Genomic DNA, 19,030 nt, shown 5'->3' with positions numbered 1-19,030 from the left:
CCGTCGGTCGCGCTCTCTGCTCAGATTTGGGCAGGCGGTGCGGATCGCCGTCGTTACTGTCGGGCCCTGGAGGTGGCCGATGAAGCCGACGGAACTGACCACCCTGGTCCGTGACCGGCTCGCCGATGTGATCGGAGTGCCGGCGGGGGACATCGCTGATGGTGCGCCGTTCGACGACCTCGGTGTCGATTCCATCCTGCGGATGGAGCTGGTCCGCTCGCTCAGCCAGGACCTCGGGGTCGAGTTGCAGGCGGCCGAGGCGTACGACCACGACACCGTCACACTGCTGGCGAAGCTGTTCGCTGAGACGGTGGCGGCGCGGGACGCCGGGACCGGTGGGCCGAGCGCACCGGAGACCGGGCCGCCGGACGGGTCGCCGGACGGACCGGTGGCGGCAACGGTGACCGAGCCCGGGCCCCGCGCCGGCCATCGCGCCGAGGAGCCGACCGGTACCGGATCCGGCGCTGCGGACGGAGATCTCGCGGAGGAACTGGCGGCGCTGGCCGCCGAGGTCACCGGCCGGGCGTTCGACCGGGACGCCGCCTTCGCCGACAACGGGTTCACCTCGTTCGACATGCTCCGGATGATCAGCGTCCTGGAGAAACGCCTCGGCTCGCTGCCCAAGACGCTGCTGTTCGATCAGCCGTCGGTGGCCGGACTCGCCGCTCACCTGGCCGACGGGTACGGTCTGGTCACCCTCGGCGCGGCCGACGGCGCCGGTGGCGGACCGGCGGGCAGGCCACCGCAGCCGCTGGACGAGGTCCGCCCGGCGGCCGACGGCGAGCCGGCCGTCCTCGTCAAACGCGAACTCATGGACCAGCCCGCCCTGGCCGCTGTCCTGGAAGATCTCCACACACGGCATGCGGTGGAGAGCGGGCTCGCCGGACGGGACATCGCCCCCCTGGCTTTCCTCGGTTCCCGCAGGTCGGCTTACTTCAACTTCTCCGAACGGGACGGAAACCTCTTCGCCTGGAGCTACGTCGGCAGCGACGAGAACTTCGCCCCGCTCGCGGCCGAATATGTGGCCTACGCGCGGAAGAACGGGCTGAAGGCCAACTTCCTCGCGCTGATCCCGCTCGCCGAAGCGGGCGGTGTCCCGCTCACCGCCACGCCGTTCGGCGCGGTCCAACGGCTCGAGAACCTCGGTTCGTTCAGCCTGGGCGGCGGGCCCATGTCCCGCCTGCGCTATCTCGTCCGGCGCGCCGAACGGCTGGGGGAGTGGCGCACCGTCGAATACCGCAGCGGCAGCGATCCCGCCACCGACGGCCGGATCGCATCGATGATCGAGTCCTGGACCGGCAACAAACAGATGACCAATCCGTACGTCTCCGTGGTCAAGGAGGAGATCCGGTCCGGACAACTGGCCCCGCGCTACCGCCCGTTCCTGACCTATCTCGATGACGAGCTGGTCAATGTCGTGATCGTCACCGATCTGCCCGCCGCCAACGGATACCTGCTCGACCTGGAGTTCTATCCGCCCGGGATGCCGCTCGGCGGACTCGACCTGGCGATCGTACGGATCATCGGGCAACTGGTCGCGGAGGGCTGCGACATCTTCAGCTTCGGTGCCAGCTTCGGAGTGGGCATCGCCGATTCGGCGACCAGCGAGCCGGAGGTCGAGCAGGGCCTCAGCGAGCTCCGGTCCGCCGGGATCTTCGGTGAGGGGAACTTCCAGTTCAAGAACAAGTTCCGGCCGCTCAACACCCCCATCTACCTGTGCCGTCCGGCCGACGAGGAACCCACGTCCGTGTCCGATGTGATCCTGATGATCGCCGACCCCCGGCTCACTCCCGCCGCCACCGGGACCACGGCCCCCGCCCAGCAGACGGACCCGGATCCGCAACGCCGTCCGCGGAGCGTGCGTGCCGAGGATCCCGTGCCCGGCCCGGTGGCCGAACGCGAACGGCTGCTCGCCGCACACCATCACAACACCGCACTGCTCCCGGCGGGCTTCCCCGGCCTTGATCTCGCGGCCGGTGCCTGGTGGTACGACGGCGACGGCGGGGACGCTCAGCGGATGGCGGAGCTCGCGGCGCGCGCCGTCGGTGAGACGCCCCCGGACTGGATTCCGCAGCCCCATATCGCCCTGTTCGCCTCGCGCTCGGCCGCATTCGCCGCGCTGGGCCGCTGCCTGCCCGGACCCCGACCGTACATACGCGTGACGCCCGCACCCGGGGACGGCCCGGAACAGCTGCGGGCCGCGCTCGCCGCGGCGCCGCCGGACAGGGTGGCGGTGCTCGACGCCACCCGGCTGCTGGAGTGCTCCGCCGGAGCCGAGGACGTGCCCGCGAGCCTCACCGCCCTGCTCGGCACCGCCGATGTCGCGGTGCTGTCCCTGCCCGCGGAACACGGTGTTCCCTACGGTGCCCTGCTGGCCTGCCGCGACGCCGCCCTGGCCGGACGGATCGACGAACAGGTCCTGCTGTACGGCGAGGGGCTGAGCCTCGGCGCCCGCCGGATCGTGTGCGCGGCGCTTACGGACCTCGGGGCGTCCGCCGCGCGGGTGGCACGGCGGACCGCTGCGGTGGCCCGGCTCGGCGCCCGGCTGTCCGACGCCGGGCTGCCCGTCCTCGACCCGGGCCACGGCCACCAAGTCCTTCTCGACCTGGGGAAACTGGCACAGCTGAGCAACCACGGCAACCGGGTCGTCTCCGCTCTCGTCTGGATCTACCGGGAGACGGGCGTCAGGGCCGGACCCGTACCCGGCGACGACGGTGACCGGCTCGTGCGTTTCGCGGTGCCCCCGGAGCTGCCGACGGCCCGACTCGACGCCGCGGCCGACGCACTCGTCGCCCTGGCCACCTCGACCACGCCTGTGCCGGAGCTGATGGCGGTGGACGGCGAGGGCGGCTTCCATCCGCGCGAAGCCGTTCCCGAGGACATCCAGCAGGAGCTGGAAGAGGGATACGCGCCCGGGGACGACAACGGTGCCGTGCTCCGTGAGCGGCAGCCGGACGTACGACGTGAGCTGCTGCGGATCGGGGACGCCGATGTCGAGGTGTTCATCGCCGGCTCGGGACCCGCGCTCCTGCTGATGACACCGTTCAACATCGGTGCCGGAGTGTTCGCGGAACAGTTCGCCGCGCTGGCCGACCGGTACACCGTGATGTGCGTCCACCACCCCGGTGTCGGGGCGTCGACCGTGGGCTCCGAACTGAGCCTGCCCGGCATGGCCAGGACGGACCTGTCCGCCGTCCGCCGGCTCGGCGTCACCGGACCGGTGCACGTGGCCGGGTCCTCGTTCGGCGGGCTGGTGGCCCTCACCTTCGCACTCGAACTCCCCGACGACACCGCGTCACTGACACTGATCGGCAGCTCGGCCACCCTCAACAACCGCGAGGGCGAGATCAACCGGCTCGACGTGGTCGCCGACCGGGACCTCTCGTACGCCGCCGAGGGCAGTGGTTCACGCCGGCTGCGCCGCGAGCGCGAGGCGCACCGCGCCCACCTGCTGCGCTCCGAGAGCATGGACCCCTACAGCGGGCTGCGCTACCTCGATGTGTTCGCGGCAACGCCCGACCTCGGGCCCCGACTGGCCGACATCGCCGCTCCGGTCCAGATCGTGCACGGACACTGGGACACCGTCGTCCCGATCGCGACCGGCCGCCGGCTCCATGCGGCGATCCCCGGCTCCCGCTTCCACGAAATCCGTGACGCGGGCCACTTCCCGGCGGTGACCTGTGCCGCGGCACTCAACGCCGTACTGCACGGGTTCCTCACCGTCGCCGGACGCAAAGGCAGCGCAGATGAAGGATGAGACGGGCACGCCGGGACTTCCGGGCTGGGCGTCGCCGCGCATTCTGGACCGCAGCACGGTCAGCCGGGATGTCACCGTGGCCCCGGGCATGTGCGGCACCGGTCTGTTCGTGGGGCAACTGGGGGACTGGACCTGGGAGGCGGTGAGCGCCCTGTGCGGAGTCGATGTGTTCGCCGCCAGGAACCGGCAGGGTGAGCCCGCCTATCTGTCGTTCTACTACTTCCGGATCCGGGCCGGGCGCCGCTTCCATGTGGGCGCCCTGAACTTCGGCGACCGGCTGCGGGTGACCTCCGGTCTGTTCAACTACGGAAGTGAATCGGTGCTCGCCCTGCACACCGTGCGCAGGCAGGACAGCGACACCCCGGTGGACGAGGGCCCGTTCGACCCCGAGGCGTTCTACGCGGGCAAGGACGAGGACTGCCTGTACGTCGAGAACTTCAACCGCTGGATCAGTCGGGGGCGCACCGGCAGCAACGAGGACCTGGTGCGCTCCTCGCCCCCCGACTTCCATTACGCCGAACTGCCCCGGCTGCCCGCCCCTCACTCACCGAGAGCCGACTACCGCAACGCCCGGACGAACCGGACCTTCCTCGACGGGGAGCCCCCCGGGCGGCTGCCGACCGGGCCCACCCGGCTGACGTACGCGGTCGACGCCACCCGTGACATCAACGGAGTCGGGCTGCTGTACTTCGCCTCCTATTTCTCCATCACCGACTGGGCCCTGCTGCGCCACTGGCGCGGGCTCGGCCGGGACGTCCACGACTTCATGGGCCGTACGGTCCTCGACCAGCGGATGTGCTACCTCGGCAACGCGGACCCCGAAGCCGAACTGGCCGTCGAGGTCACCGGCTGGGTCCGGCCGGGCGCACCCCACGACGAGATCGTGACCGTGGTGCTGGAGAACACCGGCACCGGCCAGGTCATCGCCGTCAGCACCCTGCACGTCACGGCGGAGGGAACACAGTGACCAGGGACGAGATGCGGAGCCTCGTCCATGAGGCGATCACGGACATCCTGCCGAGCGTCGCCCCCGAGCGGATCACCGACGCGGCGCATCTGCGGGACCTGGGGGCCGACTCGGTCGACCGTGTGGAGATCATCATCTCCCTCCAGGACCGGCTGGGCATCGACCGGCCGATGGCGGAGTTCAGTGACATCCCGGACATCGGCGCGCTCGTCGGATTTCTCTGGAAGGTGAGGCAGCAGTGATCGGCATCGAGGCACTCAATGTGTACTGCGGACCCGCCCGGATCCCGGTCCCCGTACTGTTCGAGGGGCGGGGTCTCGACCCCAAGCGGCTCGGGAACCTGCTGATGGACGAGCGGGCAGTGAACCTGCCGATCGAGGACACGGTGACCAATGCGGTCAACGCCGCCGCGCCGCTGGTGAGGGCCCTCGACGACGAGGCCAGATCACGCATCGAGATACTGATCGTCTCCACCGAATCGGGCGTGGACTACAGCAAGTCGGTGAGCTCCTATGTGCACGAGCAACTGGGACTCAGCCGCAACTGCCGCATGGTGGAGGTCAAACAGGCCTGCTACGCGGCCACCGCCGCGCTCCAGCTCTGCGCCGGCTATCTTGCCTCCGCCGCCTCGCCCGGCGGCAAGGCTCTCGTCATCGGCAGCGACGTGGCACTGGTGGACGCCCGCGCCGAGTACGCCGAACCTGCCACCGGCGCGGGCGCGGCCGCCGTACTGATCAGTGACGAACCGCGGATACTCCGGCTGGACCTCGGCGCTTTCGGTACCTACGGCTACGAGACGCTCGACTCGGCCCGCCCCGGGCCGGAGTTCGACATCGCCGACTCCGACCGCTCCCTGTTCGCCTACCTCGACTGCCTGACGAACTCCTACCGCGACTACACCTCCAAGGTGGAGTCGGTCGACCTGCGCAAGACCTTCGGTCAGCTGGCCATGCACACCCCGTTCGCCGGCATGGTCAGGGCTGCCCACCGCAAGCTGATGCGGGACAACACGGACGCGGCGCAGCCCGAGATCGCCGAGGACTTCGAACGCCGGGTGATCCCGTCCCTCGTCTACCCGCGCCAGGTCGGCAACCTCTGCTCCGCCTCGGTCTATCTGGCCCTGTGCAGCCTCATCGACTGTGCCGTGGACACGGCGGACATGCGGGTCGGGCTGTTCTCGTACGGCTCGGGCTGCGCCTCGGAATTCTTCAGCGGAGTCCTCGCACCGGGCGCCGCAGCCGAACTGGCCGCGCTGCACATCGGTGAACGGCTTCGCGAACGCGTGGAGTTGAGCTTCGTGGAATACGAGGCGCTGCTCGCCGAGAACTCCCGCTGCCTGACGCCCGTCGCCCACCGCACCACGGACCTGGACCGCTACGGCCCGCTGGCCCGCAGGGCGATGGGCGACAGGAACATGCTCGTCCTCACGGGTGTCGAGGACTACCACCGCACCTACGCCTGGCTGCCGGACGACTGAGACCGAGGCCCGTCCGCCCCATCCGTTCCGTCCTGCCCGGCCGTCTCGTCCAGATCGATGGCACGGGCGGGGCACATCGTGACGGCCTCGTAGACCCGGTCAGCCAGTTCCGTCGGCGGGCCGGGGTCGAGGAGTACCACAAAACCGTCCTCGTCCTGGTCGAACACCTCCGGGGCCGCCCATGCGCAGCGGCCTGCTCCGACGCAGCTCTCCTGATCCACGTGTATACGCATGCGGCCAGGCTAGGCATCCTGTCGAGCCTCCGCTGAACAGGATTGAGCAGGTTTTCGAGACCCGAACAAAGTGCTCAATCTTGAGTGGCTGGCGGGTTTCCACCCGGGTCAGGCTGCGCACTGTCTCAGATACGCCTGGGAGAGGTGACAACGGTCGTGCCGGATTCCTACCCGATGAACCGAACGTGCCCCTTCGACCCCGCACCAGAGCTCGCCGAACTACGCCGCCGGCCGTCCATCTCGCGGGTGCGGCTGGACTTCGACGACAGCATGGTCTGGCTGATCACCAAGTACGAAGATGCCTGCACCGTACTGCGCGACACCCGGTTCAGCTCCGACTTCACCCGACCGGGATTCCCGGCCCGGCTGACGTCCCGTCCGCCGGGGCCCGGAACGTTCATCAGGATGGACCCGCCGGACCAGACCAGGCTGCGCGGCCTGCTGGTGCCGGAGTTCAGGCTGAAGCGGGTCCAGGAGCTGCGCCCGATGATCCAGCGGATCGTCGACCGGCTGCTCGACGAGATGATCGCCAAGGGCTCGCCGGCCGACCTGATCGAATCCTTCGCGCTGCCGCTGCCGTTCGTGATCATCACGGAACTGCTCGGCGTCCCCGACGAGCACCGGGAGTTCTTCTACGAGACCACCAACATGATCGGCGACCAGAGCATCAGCACAGCCGAGCGGATGACGGTGCGCACCAAGCTCAGGTCGTTCCTGGAAGAGCTCGTCAGCAGCAAGGAGGCACACCCCACGGGCGATCTGCTCAGCCGCATCCTGGAACGCCGCGAGGGGGCCGAGGTCAGCCGCGAGGAGGTCATCGGCATCGCCACCCTGCTGATGGTCGCCGGGTACGAGACGGTGGCCAGCCAGATCGGTGTGAGCACGCTGGTGCTGCTCCAGCACCCGGAGCAGCTCGCCGAGTTGAAGGCCGACCCGTCCCTCATGGACGACGCCATCGAGGAGCTCGTACGCCACCAGACCGTCACCGATTACGGTGCCCGGCGCGTGGCGACCGAGGACGTGCGGGTAGGTGGAGAACTGATCAGGGCGGGCGAGGGCGTGCTGGTGGTCCTCGGCTCGGCCAACCGTGACGAGTCGGTGTTCGCCGACCCCGACCGGTGGGACATGCACCGGGGGGCAAGGGAGCACCTCGGCTTCGGCTTCGGGCCGCACCAGTGCCCGGGGCAACTGCTCGCACGCGCACAACTGGAGATCGCGCTCAACACCTTGTTCCGGAGGCTGCCCGATCTGAAGGTGGCCACATCGATCGAGGAGGTTCCGTTCCGTGGAGACATGTTCGTCTACGGCGTCCACCGCCTGCCCGTTACCTGGTAACGAGCAGGCCGGCCCGGTTCCTGCCGCATCTGTCCCGCAGTACAACGACGTACGGAAGGAGTCAGAAAAGTGTCGATAGCCCCGAACACCCAGGACTCGACCGACCGCACCGCCCTGCACCAGGCGGCTGCCGCAGGCGATGACGTACTTCAGTCCGCGAATGCCGGAGTCGTCGTCGAACGCACCGCGGTGATCGCTGCCGGACTCGCCACCGAGGCCCACCTGTTCGCCCGCCAGCTCACGGAGGCGATCAACAAGGGCAACCCCGGGACGGCGACCGCGTTCGTGTACGACGAGACGTTCGGTGTGCAGGGGCGCCTGCACTGGATGATCCACCTGCGCTCGATGGGCGACTACGAGCGGATCATGCGGACCGCGGCGACCGGACCCGAGCCGTGGAGCCGTCTCTTCGTGCCCGGCAGTGTCAAGGACCGCGTCATGCTGCCCCAGTTCTGGGGCATGTACAACACCAGCGCGGAAGGCGACCTGGCCAAGCAGACCGCCGTCTTCCAGGGCACCGAACGCATCACCGGCCTGCCCCCCGCCTACCAGCAGACCACGATCCCGCTCGACCGGCTGCTGAACTCCGCCAACTGCGGTGTGCTGATCCACCGCACCGGAGTGCTCGACTACGACCTGCGCTCCGAGGGAAGGCAGTTCGCCCGGGAGGTCGCCGAATCGATCAACAGTCATGTCGGTGACGACGTGTCGGTATTCGTGTACGAGGGGGCCTTCGGGCCCGCCGACCACCTGCACTGGCTGATTCACATGCGGTCCATGGACTCGTACTTCCGGCTGCTGGAAATGCACGTACGGAACGAGGACGTACGTGATCTGTACTTCCGTGAACTGATTTCCACCGAAAAGGGTGGTGGCACCTGGGCTCGGATGTTCCTCCCGGGCACCCTCGTGGACACCGCGATGACGCCACAACAGTGGCATCCCGATTTCTGACCCGTGTCGGCCGATGGATTGGGGAGTACGGGGGAGTAATGGCCCTGAGCGTCGCGGAACACAAGTGTCTTACCGACCAGATCGGCGCGATCTGTCGCCGTGAGTGCATTGGTGCCACACCGATCAGGGTGCGGCGTAGATCCAACATCTACAACAGCGGGCAGGCCGATTCCCATGTGTACTTCGTGGAAAGCGGCCGGGTGAACCAGATGATGTTCTCCCCGGACGGAAAGGTCTGCCTGCTGTCCGTGCACGGCCCCGACGAGATATTCGGTGAGGGCTGCCTGCTCGAACCCGAGCAGCAGGCCACCGCGAGCGCGATGAAGGACACGGTGCTCCGAAGAGTGCCGGCCGGCAGATTCCTTGCCGCCCTGGGCGAGGAGGGACTTCTGGAGGCCTTCATCCGGTACCTGGTCAATCAGATGGCCGAACAGCAGCAGGTGATCCTCGGTTTCGCGACCATGGACAGCAAGCTGCGACTGGCTACCGCACTGCTGCAGCTCGGCCGCAAGTTCGGCAGGCGGCACCCGCAGGGCCTGTGCATCTCCGAACGGCTCACCCAGGAAGAACTGTCCGAGATGGTGGGGACTACCCGGTCCAGGGTCGGATTCTTCCTGAAGGGATTCGGTGCGGTCGGCTTACTCAACTTCGACCGCAATGGATTCATCGTCGTCGACGAGAAGCGACTGGCGAACTATGTGGGCATCTCAGTCTGATGAAGGGAAATTCGGTGCCACACGTACGGATATCCGCCGGTGAGGAAACGTCCGCCGGAGTCACGGCAGGAATCATCGGAATGCTGGAGGAGCTGACGGACCGGTCCGGGATCGAGGAGACCGATGTGCTGGAGAGCATCGGCCTGAGCTCCATCATGGCTGCCCGGCTGCTGCTGGAGATCCATGACCGGTACGGGGTCGATCTGCCCCTCGACCGGCTCGACCGGTCATCCACCGTGGCCGCGCTGGCCGGGGCGGTCGCCGGCGGGCCGGGGGCACCACCGGGCCGCGCCGGCGGGATCAGACAGCTGGACGTCCCGGCCCGCCCGCCGGGCAGACCGGGCGGGGCCGAGGAGTTCCCGCTCACCTCGGTCCAGCAGTCGTACGTGGTCGGCAAGCACCCGCAGCTGAGCCCAGACACCGTCGGCTGCCACCACTACCGCGAGTTCACGCTCGCGGACACCGATGTGGACCGGCTGCGGAACGCCTGGCGCACGGTCCTCGGCCATCACGCAATGCTGCGCGTCGTGGTGGCCGGGACCCGTCAGCGCATCGGTGACGGCGGGACATGGGACATCACGGCGCACGACCGGCGCTCCGGCTCCCGCGCGGACTTCGACGCCCATGTGGCGTCGGTGCGGAACCGGATGTCCCACCGCTGCTACCCGCCCGACATGGCGCCCCTGTTCGCGATCGAGGTGTCCCACGGACCGGGTGGCCTGGATGTCGTCCACCTCAGCATCGACGGTCTGGTGACCGACGGCTACGGCCTGGAACTCCTGCTCGATCACTGGGGGAGGTGCTACCACGCCCCCGGCACGGAACTGCCCGTCGCCGGGATCAGCGCCCAGGACTGTGCATGGGCCCTGGAGGAACACCGCGGGACAGCGGAGTTCGCCGCAGATGTCGACTACTGGACCACCCGGCTGCGCGAGATCCCCGCGGCCCCGGACGTTCTGGCGGCGGACCGGCCGCCCTCCGGCGGGGAACTGTCCTGCCACCGCCGCGAACCGCTCGGGGCCACCCTCGCCCCCGAGCAGTGGCAGGCCCTGCGCAAAAAGGCCGCGGCCTGGGAGGTGTCGCCCACCTCGCTGGTCCTCACCGTCTTCGGCGAGGCACTGCAACGGGCGGGCGGCGGGCCGGAGTTCCTGCTCGTACTGACCACCAGCGACCGGGTCCGTCTCCCTGCGGCCACCGCGGAACTGGTGGCGCCGCTCACCTCGACCATGCTGCTGCCGGTGCGGCCCGACCCCGCCCGGCCGCTCGCGGAGTCGGCGGCGGCGACGCACCGCGGCCTGTGGGAGGGGTTCGGGCACTCCTCGGCTTCGGGCATCGAGGTGATCAGGGCGGTCGGGACCGGCCGTCGCGGCAGCGCGGCCCCCCGGCTCCCGGTCGTTTTCACCAGCATGCTCGATCTGCGGCCGAAGCGGCACGACGAGGGATTCGGCCGGCAGGTGTCGTACGCGGTCGGCCAGACCTCCGGCGTCGCCCTCGACCACCAGATGTGGGAGGAGGACGGCTCGCTCCGGGTGCGCTGGGACCTGGTGCCCGAGCTGTTCGCGCCCGGCGCGGGCCGGACACTGTTCGCGGACTTCATGGGCGCGCTGGTGGCGCTGGCCGATCCCGAGGAGGCCGAGGAGCGAGCCCTCAACGAGCTGCAACAGGGCTATCTCGTCGACCGGCTCGCGGGAGCCCGGGAGGGCTGCCAGGTCTACCAGAGCTTCCGCCTCGACAGCTTCGACCCGGAACGGCTGGAGACGGCCTGGTTACGGCTGGTGGAATCCACCGATGCGCTCCGTACGGACGTGACACCCGGCGGGAAGCTGCGCATACGTGCCCACACACCCCGGAGCCTGCACATCCCGGTGCTGCCGGCCGAAGCGGCACAGCGGCTGCCGCAGGAGATGACCGCCCGTCCCTTCCAGCCCGGCCGGTGGCCGCTGTGGGACCTGCGGATCACCGGCGGGGAGGACGGCGGCCCCGCCGTGCTGCACCTCGCCGTCGACCTGCTCGCCGCGGACGGGCTGAGCATCCAGCTCATCGGACGCCGGCTGATGCGTCTGCTGCACGGCGCGGAACCTCCGGACCCCGACACACCCCCCGCCCCGCAGCCGCCCCCGGCCCGCGACACCCGGGCCGAGGAGCACTGGCGGGCCCGCGCCGCCGCACTCCCGCCGGGACCCGCACCGCTGGACACCGGTGGGCCGCGGACCCGTCTGGAAGGGGTCCGCACCGGCTGGCGCGCCGCCGCCGCGACCCTGCGGGACGAAGGGCTACGGGGCGACCCGGTCCTGCTCGGCGCGCTCACCGAGGCGCTCACCGGACTCCTCCCCGACCCGTACCCGCTGGAAGTGGTCCGCTGGCCGCAGGCGCCGAGGCCCGCCGAACACACGGCCCTGAGCCTGCTGCCGGCCGAACCGCGCCTCCCGTCGCACGAGCGGGCCGCGCACTACCAGCGGATCCTCGACGAGGACACCGCGGCGGACACCGCCTCTGCGCTGACCGGCCTGCGCGGCGTCCGTACCCGGCCCGCGCCCACCCTCCCCGTCGTCCTCACCAGCGCATACGACGTGACCGGAACGGCCCTGCCCGCGGGCGTCACCCCCGGTCCCGGACTGACCAGCACTCCCGGGGTGGCACTCGACTGCATCGTGACCGTGGACGGCGACCGGCTGCACTACTGCTGGGACGTGGCCTCCTCGGCCTTCGACCCGCAGGCGCTCGCCGAGGCCTTCGCAGCCTTCGGTGACCTGGTCGCCCGCATCGGTGACGTCCCGGACCGCACACAGGCGCTTCACCCCGTCGTACGCGAGGTGAACGACACCGCCGTCGACTTCCCCGCCGCGCACCCGGTCCACCGCCTCTTCGAGGACCAGGCCCGCAGGCGGCCCGACGCGGAAGCGGTCCGCCGGCGCATGGGGCCGCCCATGACGTACGGGGAGCTGAACCGGCGGGCGAACCGGATCGCCTGGCGGCTGCGGGACCTCGGAGTCGGTCCGGGGACGGCGGTGGGCATCGCCCTGCCCAGAACACCCGACCTGGTGGCCGCGGTGTTCGGCGTACTCAAGGCAGGCGGCACCTATGTGCCGATCGAGCCCCAACTGCCGCCCGAACGGGCCGAATCCATACGGGCCGACGCCGCCGTCGCAATCGTGCTCGTGGCCGGCCCGGAACAGCGCCGGTGGCCCGCGGAGAGCCCGGTCACCACCGTCGACGTGACCACGCTCGCCGCGGACATCCGCGAACGCACCGACCCACCGGCCCACGCCACACCCTCCGACACGGCCTATGTCATCTTCACCTCGGGCAGCAGCGGCCGCCCCAAAGGTGTCGCGGTGACCCACCGGGCCGTGCTCAACCTCCTCAACTGGTGTTATCGCACCTGGGAGTTCGCCCCCGGCGACCTCGGCATGTGTGTGACCTCGCTCGGCTTCGACCTGTCGGTCTTCGACATCCTCGGACTGCTCGGCCGGGGCGCCGCGCTCTACCTCGCCGACGAGGCACAGCAGCACGACCCCGATCTGCTGCTCCGCGCCCTGGTCGAGGAACCTGTGACCTTCTGGAACTCGGCGCCCACCACCCTGGCCCAACTCGCGCCGAGAATGGCCGCCCACGCGGACCACCCCGGCACCGGCACGCTCAGGCTGGTCTTCCTCAGCGGCGACTACACCCCGCTGTCCCTGCCCGACGAGGTGCGCGCGGTGTTCCCCGGTGCGCGGATCGTGAGCCTGGGCGGGGCGACCGAGGCCACCGTCTGGTCGAACTTCTTCCCGGTCGACGAGGTCGACCCCCAGTGGCGGAGCATCCCCTACGGCAAACCCATCGACAACGCCCGCTACTACGTCCTCGACGAGGAGTTGCGGCCCTGCGAACCGGGCACCGAAGGAGATCTGTTCATCGCCGGGGAGTGCCTGAGCCAGGGCTACTACCGGCGGCCCGAGCTGACCGCCGAGCGATTCGTCGACGACCCGTTCGCCGCCCGTGCGGGAGAGCGGATGTACCGGACGGGCGACCGCGCCCTGCACCGGCCGGACGGTCACCTGGTCTTCCTCGGACGCTCCGACGGACAGGTCAAGATCCGGGGCTTCCGGGTGGAGCTGGAGGAGATCGAGCACCGGCTCCGGCTGCACCCGGACGTACGCGACGCGGTCGTCGTCGTACGCAGCCAGAACGGCGACAGCAAGCTGGTCGCGCATGTGATCCCCGCGAACGGCACGATGCCCGCGGTGCGGGACCTGCGCGCCTTCGCCGCACGCACGCTGCCGGACTACATGGTGCCCAACTACGTGGAGCAGCTCACCGAGTTCCCGGCGACCGCCAACGGCAAGCTCGACCGTGCGGCGCTCGCCCGGCCGCCCGCCGCGCCACAGACAACGCCGGCCGCCCCCGCCACCGCGGCAGGGGTGCGCGCCGAGGACATCGCCGAGGTCTTCGCCGGACTCCTCGGGCTCGACACGCTGGACCCGGCCGCCGACCTGTGGGACAGCGGTGCCTCGTCGTTCACCATGGTGCAGGCATCCGCTCTCATCGAGGAGCGGTACGGCCGGCGGACCGAGGTCGCGGTGCTGCTCGCCGAGGCCACCTGCATATCGATCGCCCGGCATCTGTCCGCCACGCCCGGGGCCGCCGACGCCGTGGCGCCGCCGGCCGCGCAGGACGAACCGGCCCCGCCCCCTGCACCGAACGCACCGGACGAACCCGCCGTGGCTCGGGCGGAGCCCGGAACCGTACCGCAGGACATCCCCGAAGCCCTTGAGCGGCCCACCGCCGTGGACTTCTTCTCGCCCGAGGACCGGGAGCTCTTCAAATCCGCCGGCCATGCCACCCGGCACGCGCCCGCGCGCAGCGTGCTCCCCCTCGCCGACGTCGGATTCGCCGAGGAGGTCTACGCCGGGCGGTCCACCCAGCGCGATTTCGACTCCGCACCCCTGCCCGCGGAATCCCTGGCCCGGTTGCTCGGACTGCTGCGCCGCACGACGACGGGCGGACGGCCCCGGTACCTCTACCCGTCGGCCGGCGACACCTACGCCGTCCAGGCCTATGTGCGGGTGCGGCCCGGTCGTGTCACCGGCGTCGAAGGGGGCGTCCACTACTACCGGCCGGACCGGCACGAACTGGAACTGATCACACCGGAACCGGACTTCGACCGCACCGCGCATGTCTTCTACAACCGGCCGGTCTTCGACAAAGCGGCCTTCGAGCTGTTCCTGATCGGCCAGCGGGACGGCATCACCCCCCTGTACGGGCAGGAGGCGGACCTGTACCTGGCGTTGGAGGCCGGATACATCGGCCAGTTGCTCACCGGAGCCCAGGCCACCTGCGGCATCGGGCTCTGCCCGGTCGGCTCGCTGAACTTCGACGCCATCCGGGCCGAGTTCGGGCTCGACGAGGGGCACCGGCTGCTGCACACCTTCATCGGCGGCACCCGCACCGGCCACGAATCCCACGGCGCGGCGCCGCAGTACCCCGCCACTGTCCCGGACCGCGGGGCGGCCACCAGGTCCGGGCGGGCCACCACGCGGCCGCGCACGGAGTCCCGCCCCGCTGACGCACCGCGCGCGGTGGACGACATCGCCGTGCTCGGAGCCGCCGGACGTTTTCCCGGCGCCGACGACCTCGACACCTACTGGCGCAACCTGGCCGCCGGACACATCGCGATCGGGCCGCCGCCCGCGTCGCGCCGCGCGGCCCTGGGACAGCACGCACCCGACGCGGGCTATCTGCGGGACACCGAGGCCTTCGACAGCCTGCTGTTCCATATCTCGCCGACCGAGGCCCGCACACTCGACCCGCAGACCAGGCTCACCCTCCAGGCCGTGTGGGAATGCCTGGAGGACGCGGGGCTGACCGCGGCGTCGCTGCGCGCCACGGCGCCCCGAATCGGTGTGTTCACCGGGGCGATGTGGCAGGACCACCAGCACACCGGCGCCGACGCGTGGCGGCGCGGCGAACGGGCGGAGATCTTCGGCAGCGCGTCCGAGATCCCGAACCGGATCTCGCACCACTTCGGTCTCACCGGGCCGAGCATCGCCGTCGACACCTCCTGCTCCTCCTCGCTGACCGCACTGCACCTCGCCGTACGCAGTCTGCGCTCGGGCGAGTGCGACGCGGCGGTCGTCACCGGCGCCAGCCTCGTCTCGCACCCCTATCACCTGGCGCTGCTGGAGGACGGCGGCCTCCTCAGGTCCGCCGGTGTGCCGGGGGCGTTCTCGGCCGACTCCTCCGGGTGGATACCGGGCGAGGGCATCGGCGCACTCCTGCTGCGCCCCCGGCCGGCCGACGGTGCCGAATCCGGTGGCGTTCCGCTGCGCGGGATCATCGAGACCACCTGGACCGGGCACATCGGCGGGGCGGGCCGCTACGGCTCGGCGAACGCGGAGGCCCTGACCGCCTCGATCGGCCAGACCCTGCACGGAGTCGGACTCGACCCCGGTGACATCGGCTACGTCGAGTGCGCCGCTGCCGGTGCGAGCATCGCCGACGCCGCCGAGATCACCGCACTCGGCGAGATCTTCCGCACCGGTGGCCGCCCGCTCGTCGGCACGGTCAAACCGGGCATCGGGCACCTGGAGGCCGCGGCCGGGCTCTCCCAGCTCATCAAGGTGCTGCTCCAGTTCGAGCACCGCCGGATCGCCCCGACGGTCCGGGCCGCCTCGCTCAGCCCGCTGATCGGCTTCGAACGAGTACAGCTCGCGGACACTCTGCGCGACTGGGAGCCGCTTGCCCCCGGCGCACCGCTGCGCGCCCTGGTCAATGTGACCGGAGCATCCGGCACCCTCGGCCACGCGGTGCTCAGGTCCGTTCCGGGGCAGTCATGAACGCCGGTGTCTGGGCGTCCACCGGCCCGGGTTTCGAGGAGGCGCCGATCCGGCTGCTGTGCTTCGCGCACGCCGGCGGCGGCCCGCTGTTCTACCGCCCCTGGCGGGACCCCCTGCTCCCGGAGATCGGGGTGCTCGCCGCGGTCCTCCCCGGCAGGGAGACCCGGGTCAGGGAACGGCCCTGCGAACGGCTAGACGAGCTGCTGCCGCCCCTGTTCGACGCCCTGCGGCCCTACGCCGACCGGCCCTTCGCGCTGTTCGGGCACAGCCTCGGCGCGATCGTCGCCTACGAGATGGCCCGGTTGTTCAGCGAGAGCGGGACCGGCCCGCCGCTGCGCCTGTTCGTCTCCGGCCGCCGTGCACCGCACCTGCCCGCACGGCACGCCCCCCGCCACACCCTCACCGACGGCGACTTCCTCGGCCTGCTGACCCAGCTCGGCGGCACCCCGCCCGAAATCCTGCGCCAACCCGGGATGGCCGAGCTGTTCCTGCCGTCGCTGCGGGCCGACTTCCGGATGAACGAGACCTACGATCCGGCGCCTGAGCGCCCGCCGCTGTTCTGCCCGGTCACGGCACTGACCGGCGACGCCGACCCCGAGGTCACCCGGGACGACATCGCCGCCTGGTCCGCCGTGACCGGCCGGGACTTCAGAATGCGCACCTTCGACGGAGACCACTTCTACCTCAAGTCGGCTCCGCCACCGGTGGTTTCGGCGATCCGTACCGACCTCGGACTGCTCGCCCCCGCCCCGGTGGGTGGCGCACCGTGATGGACGGGCTGCGGCTGCCGCCCCTGGCCGCCGCGCAACGCCAGCGCCGCCACATGCCACGGGGTCGGCCGCCACTGCTGGAACCGCCACGGCTGCGGGGCGTCGGGCAGCTCGGCGCGTAACGGGCCGGGCCCGAGCAGGAATCCGCAGGCGTCGAACGGCAGCCGCAGCCCGAGACCGCGCGCTTTGGCATACGCCTCCTTCAGCACCCAGTGCTGGAGGAAGCGGTGCGCCCTGACCCCGTCGGGCAGCCCGGCGAACCCGGCGTACTCCCCGGAGCTGAGCACCCGCCGGGCGAGCGCGTCGGTGTCGGTGTGCCGCCGGACCGTCTCCACATCGATCCCGCAGTCCGTACCGGCGGCCAGCACACAGGCCACCAGCCCTCCCGTGTGCGAGACATTGAACCGCAGCCAGCGGTACGCGCGCGGCTCGGCGATCTCCGGACGCCCGAGCGGCGACCTGACGAACGCCCAGGCGTGCGGCGGAACCCGCGGCACCCACCAGCTCAGAGCCGTGCGCAGCAGCACATGGGCCGCCACGTACTCGGCGCGGTCGCCGACCCGGCGCTCCGCGACATCCAGCTCGTCGGCGGACAGCACCCGGAGGTATCCGTCCGGTGGCCCGGCCACCGCACAGGTCCACACATGCACGGGGTGCTCGGGCCACCCGCTCGGCGAAGTCACGGTCCCATCGTGACCACCGCGCTCCCGGCCGCCTGCTCAATGCTGCGCAGACCCGGGCCGGGCCGCCCGCTAGAAAAGTCGCGTGGGTACTGGCAGCGCAATCGGCATCGAAGCGATCCATTCGTACATCGGGCCGGCCTTCGTCGACGTACGGGAACTCTTCGTCGCCCGGGGCCTCGACCTGAGCAGATTCGACAACCTCATGATGCGGCGAAAATCCGTGAACCTGCCGTGCGAGGACCCGGTCACCAACGCGGTCAACGCGGCCCGGCCGCTCCTCGCCGAACTGGACGAGGACGCACGCGCACGGATCGAACTCCTGGTGGTGGCCACCGAATCCGGCCTCGACCTGGGCAAGCCCATCAGCACCTATGTGCATCACCACCTGGGGCTCGGCAACGCCTGCCGGTCCTTCGAGGTGAAGCACGCCTGCTACGGCGGGACCGCCGCCCTGCAGACCGCCGCTGCGATGATCGCCACCAGTCCGGTACCGGGCGCGCTGGCCCTGGTCATCGCCACCGACGCCCCGGGCACCGCCGCCCGCGGCACCACCTGGGAGCCCGCCGAGGGTGCCGGTGCGGTCGCGATGCTCGTCGGCGCACCGGGCCGGATCCTGCGGCTCGACGCGGGCGGCAGCGGTTTCCACACCTTCGAGGTCCTGGACACCGCCCGGCCGCGGGCCGATGTGGACGTGGTCAACGCGGACGCCTCCCTGCTCGCGTACATGACCTGTCTGGAGAAGAGCTTCGAGCACTACTGCCAACGGGTAGCGGGCGCCGATCTGCGCAAGACATTCGGCCACCTGGTCATGCACACCCCATTCCCCGGCATGGTCAGGGGCGGACACCGGCTGCTGATGCGCAAGAAGGCGGCGGCGGGCGCGGCAGAGATCGACCGGGACTTCACCGAACGGGTCGCCCCCTCCCTCGAGTACTGCGCCGACACGGGCAATCTGTTCTCCGGCGCCCTCTATCTCGCCGTGTGCTCGCTCCTGGACCACGCCCGTCTCGACGGCCCCGAACGGGTCGGGCTGTTCTCCTACGGCTCCGGCTGCGCCTCGGAGTTCTTCAGCGGAGTCGTGGGTCACGAACCGCCCGTCCGACGCGGCATCGACCGGCAGCTGGCCGACCGTTACGCGCTGACCGTGGCCGAGTACGACCGGATCACCGGCATGGCCGACGACCGTGGATTCGGCACCAGGGACGCCTTGTTCGACACCGGACCGTACGCGGCTGCCTACGAGCGCCGGATGGCGGGGCGCGGGCTGCTGGTACTCGACCGGATCGACGCCTACCGCCGCACCTATCGGTGGAGCTGATG

12 protein-coding genes are annotated in these 19,030 nt (G+C 70.5%); 10 read left to right on the top strand and 2 right to left on the bottom strand.

Translation table 11 applies throughout. The features are described 5' to 3' along the window. Positions 1–79: 79 nt before the first annotated feature. From OG972_RS03395 to OG972_RS03380, 4 genes are read left to right on the top strand one after another with little or no spacing between them, the layout of a single operon-like run. The gene (locus tag OG972_RS03395) at positions 80–3,757 is read left to right on the top strand and encodes an alpha/beta fold hydrolase (protein ID WP_266978200.1); all 3,678 of its coding nucleotides are present in this window, start codon (positions 80–82) and stop codon (positions 3,755–3,757) included. Further along, positions 3,747–4,724 (top strand): LnmK family bifunctional acyltransferase/decarboxylase, encoded by a 978-nt coding sequence (locus OG972_RS03390; protein WP_266978199.1) that lies wholly within the window; start codon positions 3,747–3,749, stop codon positions 4,722–4,724. Before OG972_RS03395 ends, OG972_RS03390 begins: the two co-directional genes overlap by 11 nt. Continuing rightward, a complete protein-coding gene (locus OG972_RS03385) occupies positions 4,721–4,966 on the top strand; it encodes an acyl carrier protein (RefSeq protein WP_266978198.1) in 246 nt (81 codons plus the stop codon). Before OG972_RS03390 ends, OG972_RS03385 begins: the two co-directional genes overlap by 4 nt. Further along, positions 4,963–6,201: a hydroxymethylglutaryl-CoA synthase family protein gene (locus OG972_RS03380; protein WP_266978197.1), complete on the top strand. Its 1,239-nt coding sequence runs from the start codon at positions 4,963–4,965 to the stop codon at positions 6,199–6,201. Before OG972_RS03385 ends, OG972_RS03380 begins: the two co-directional genes overlap by 4 nt. Here the strand turns inward: OG972_RS03380 and OG972_RS03375 are convergent. Continuing rightward, positions 6,177–6,434 (bottom strand): ferredoxin, encoded by a 258-nt coding sequence (locus OG972_RS03375; protein WP_266978196.1) that lies wholly within the window; start codon positions 6,432–6,434, stop codon positions 6,177–6,179. The genes OG972_RS03380 and OG972_RS03375 overlap by 25 nt on opposite strands. A 156-nt stretch (positions 6,435–6,590) precedes the next feature. Here OG972_RS03375 and OG972_RS03370 point away from each other — a divergent pair, with 156 nt between their 5' ends. From OG972_RS03370 to OG972_RS03350, 5 genes are all read left to right on the top strand, one after another. After that, a complete protein-coding gene (locus OG972_RS03370) occupies positions 6,591–7,769 on the top strand; it encodes a cytochrome P450 (RefSeq protein WP_266978195.1) in 1,179 nt (392 codons plus the stop codon). A 69-nt stretch (positions 7,770–7,838) separates the two neighbouring features. Continuing rightward, the gene (locus tag OG972_RS03365; RefSeq protein WP_266978194.1) at positions 7,839–8,723 is read left to right on the top strand and encodes a DUF6039 family protein; all 885 of its coding nucleotides are present in this window, start codon (positions 7,839–7,841) and stop codon (positions 8,721–8,723) included. A 38-nt stretch (positions 8,724–8,761) separates the two neighbouring features. Continuing rightward, positions 8,762–9,439 carry a Crp/Fnr family transcriptional regulator gene (locus tag OG972_RS03360; RefSeq protein WP_266978193.1) on the top strand — a complete coding sequence of 226 codons (678 nt, stop codon included), beginning with the start codon at positions 8,762–8,764 and terminating at the stop codon, positions 9,437–9,439. A gap of 80 nt (positions 9,440–9,519) precedes the next feature. Continuing rightward, on the top strand, positions 9,520–16,257 hold the full coding sequence (locus OG972_RS03355; protein WP_266978192.1) for a non-ribosomal peptide synthetase: 6,738 nt from the start codon (positions 9,520–9,522) through the stop codon (positions 16,255–16,257). Further along, positions 16,254–17,027 carry a thioesterase II family protein gene (locus tag OG972_RS03350; RefSeq protein ID WP_266978191.1) on the top strand — a complete coding sequence of 258 codons (774 nt, stop codon included), beginning with the start codon at positions 16,254–16,256 and terminating at the stop codon, positions 17,025–17,027. The genes OG972_RS03355 and OG972_RS03350 overlap by 4 nt, the downstream gene beginning before the upstream one ends. Here the strand turns inward: OG972_RS03350 and OG972_RS03345 are convergent. Then, positions 16,937–17,710, bottom strand: a complete 774-nt coding sequence (locus OG972_RS03345; protein ID WP_266978190.1) for a 4'-phosphopantetheinyl transferase superfamily protein — start codon at positions 17,708–17,710, stop codon at positions 16,937–16,939. The two genes, OG972_RS03350 and OG972_RS03345, sit on opposite strands and share 91 nt — an antisense overlap. Before the next feature lie 82 nt (positions 17,711–17,792). On the opposite strand from OG972_RS03345, the gene OG972_RS03340 reads away from it, so the two are divergent. Further along, positions 17,793–19,028: a hydroxymethylglutaryl-CoA synthase family protein gene (locus OG972_RS03340; protein ID WP_266978189.1), complete on the top strand. Its 1,236-nt coding sequence runs from the start codon at positions 17,793–17,795 to the stop codon at positions 19,026–19,028. The last annotated feature ends 2 nt before the right edge of the window (positions 19,029–19,030 follow it).

The organism is Streptomyces sp. NBC_01669 (genome assembly GCF_026339735.1).
GTDB classification, from domain to species: Bacteria; Actinomycetota; Actinomycetes; order Streptomycetales; family Streptomycetaceae; genus Streptomyces; species Streptomyces yanii.
This window is presented reverse-complemented; position numbering and strand designations above follow the sequence as displayed.

Bases quoted from the DNA above. Each gene is read 5' to 3' on its own strand.
- OG972_RS03395 (WP_266978200.1), top strand. From the start codon at position 80: ATGAAGCCGACGGAACTGACCACCCTGGTCCGTGACCGGCTCGCCGAT.
- OG972_RS03390 (WP_266978199.1), top strand. From the start codon at position 3,747: ATGAAGGATGAGACGGGCACGCCGGGACTTCCGGGCTGGGCGTCGCCG.
- OG972_RS03375 (WP_266978196.1), bottom strand. From the start codon at position 6,434: ATGCGTATACACGTGGATCAGGAGAGCTGCGTCGGAGCAGGCCGCTGC.
- OG972_RS03360 (WP_266978193.1), top strand. From the start codon at position 8,762: ATGGCCCTGAGCGTCGCGGAACACAAGTGTCTTACCGACCAGATCGGC.
- OG972_RS03355 (WP_266978192.1), top strand. From the start codon at position 9,520: ATGCTGGAGGAGCTGACGGACCGGTCCGGGATCGAGGAGACCGATGTG.
- OG972_RS03350 (WP_266978191.1), top strand. From the start codon at position 16,254: ATGAACGCCGGTGTCTGGGCGTCCACCGGCCCGGGTTTCGAGGAGGCG.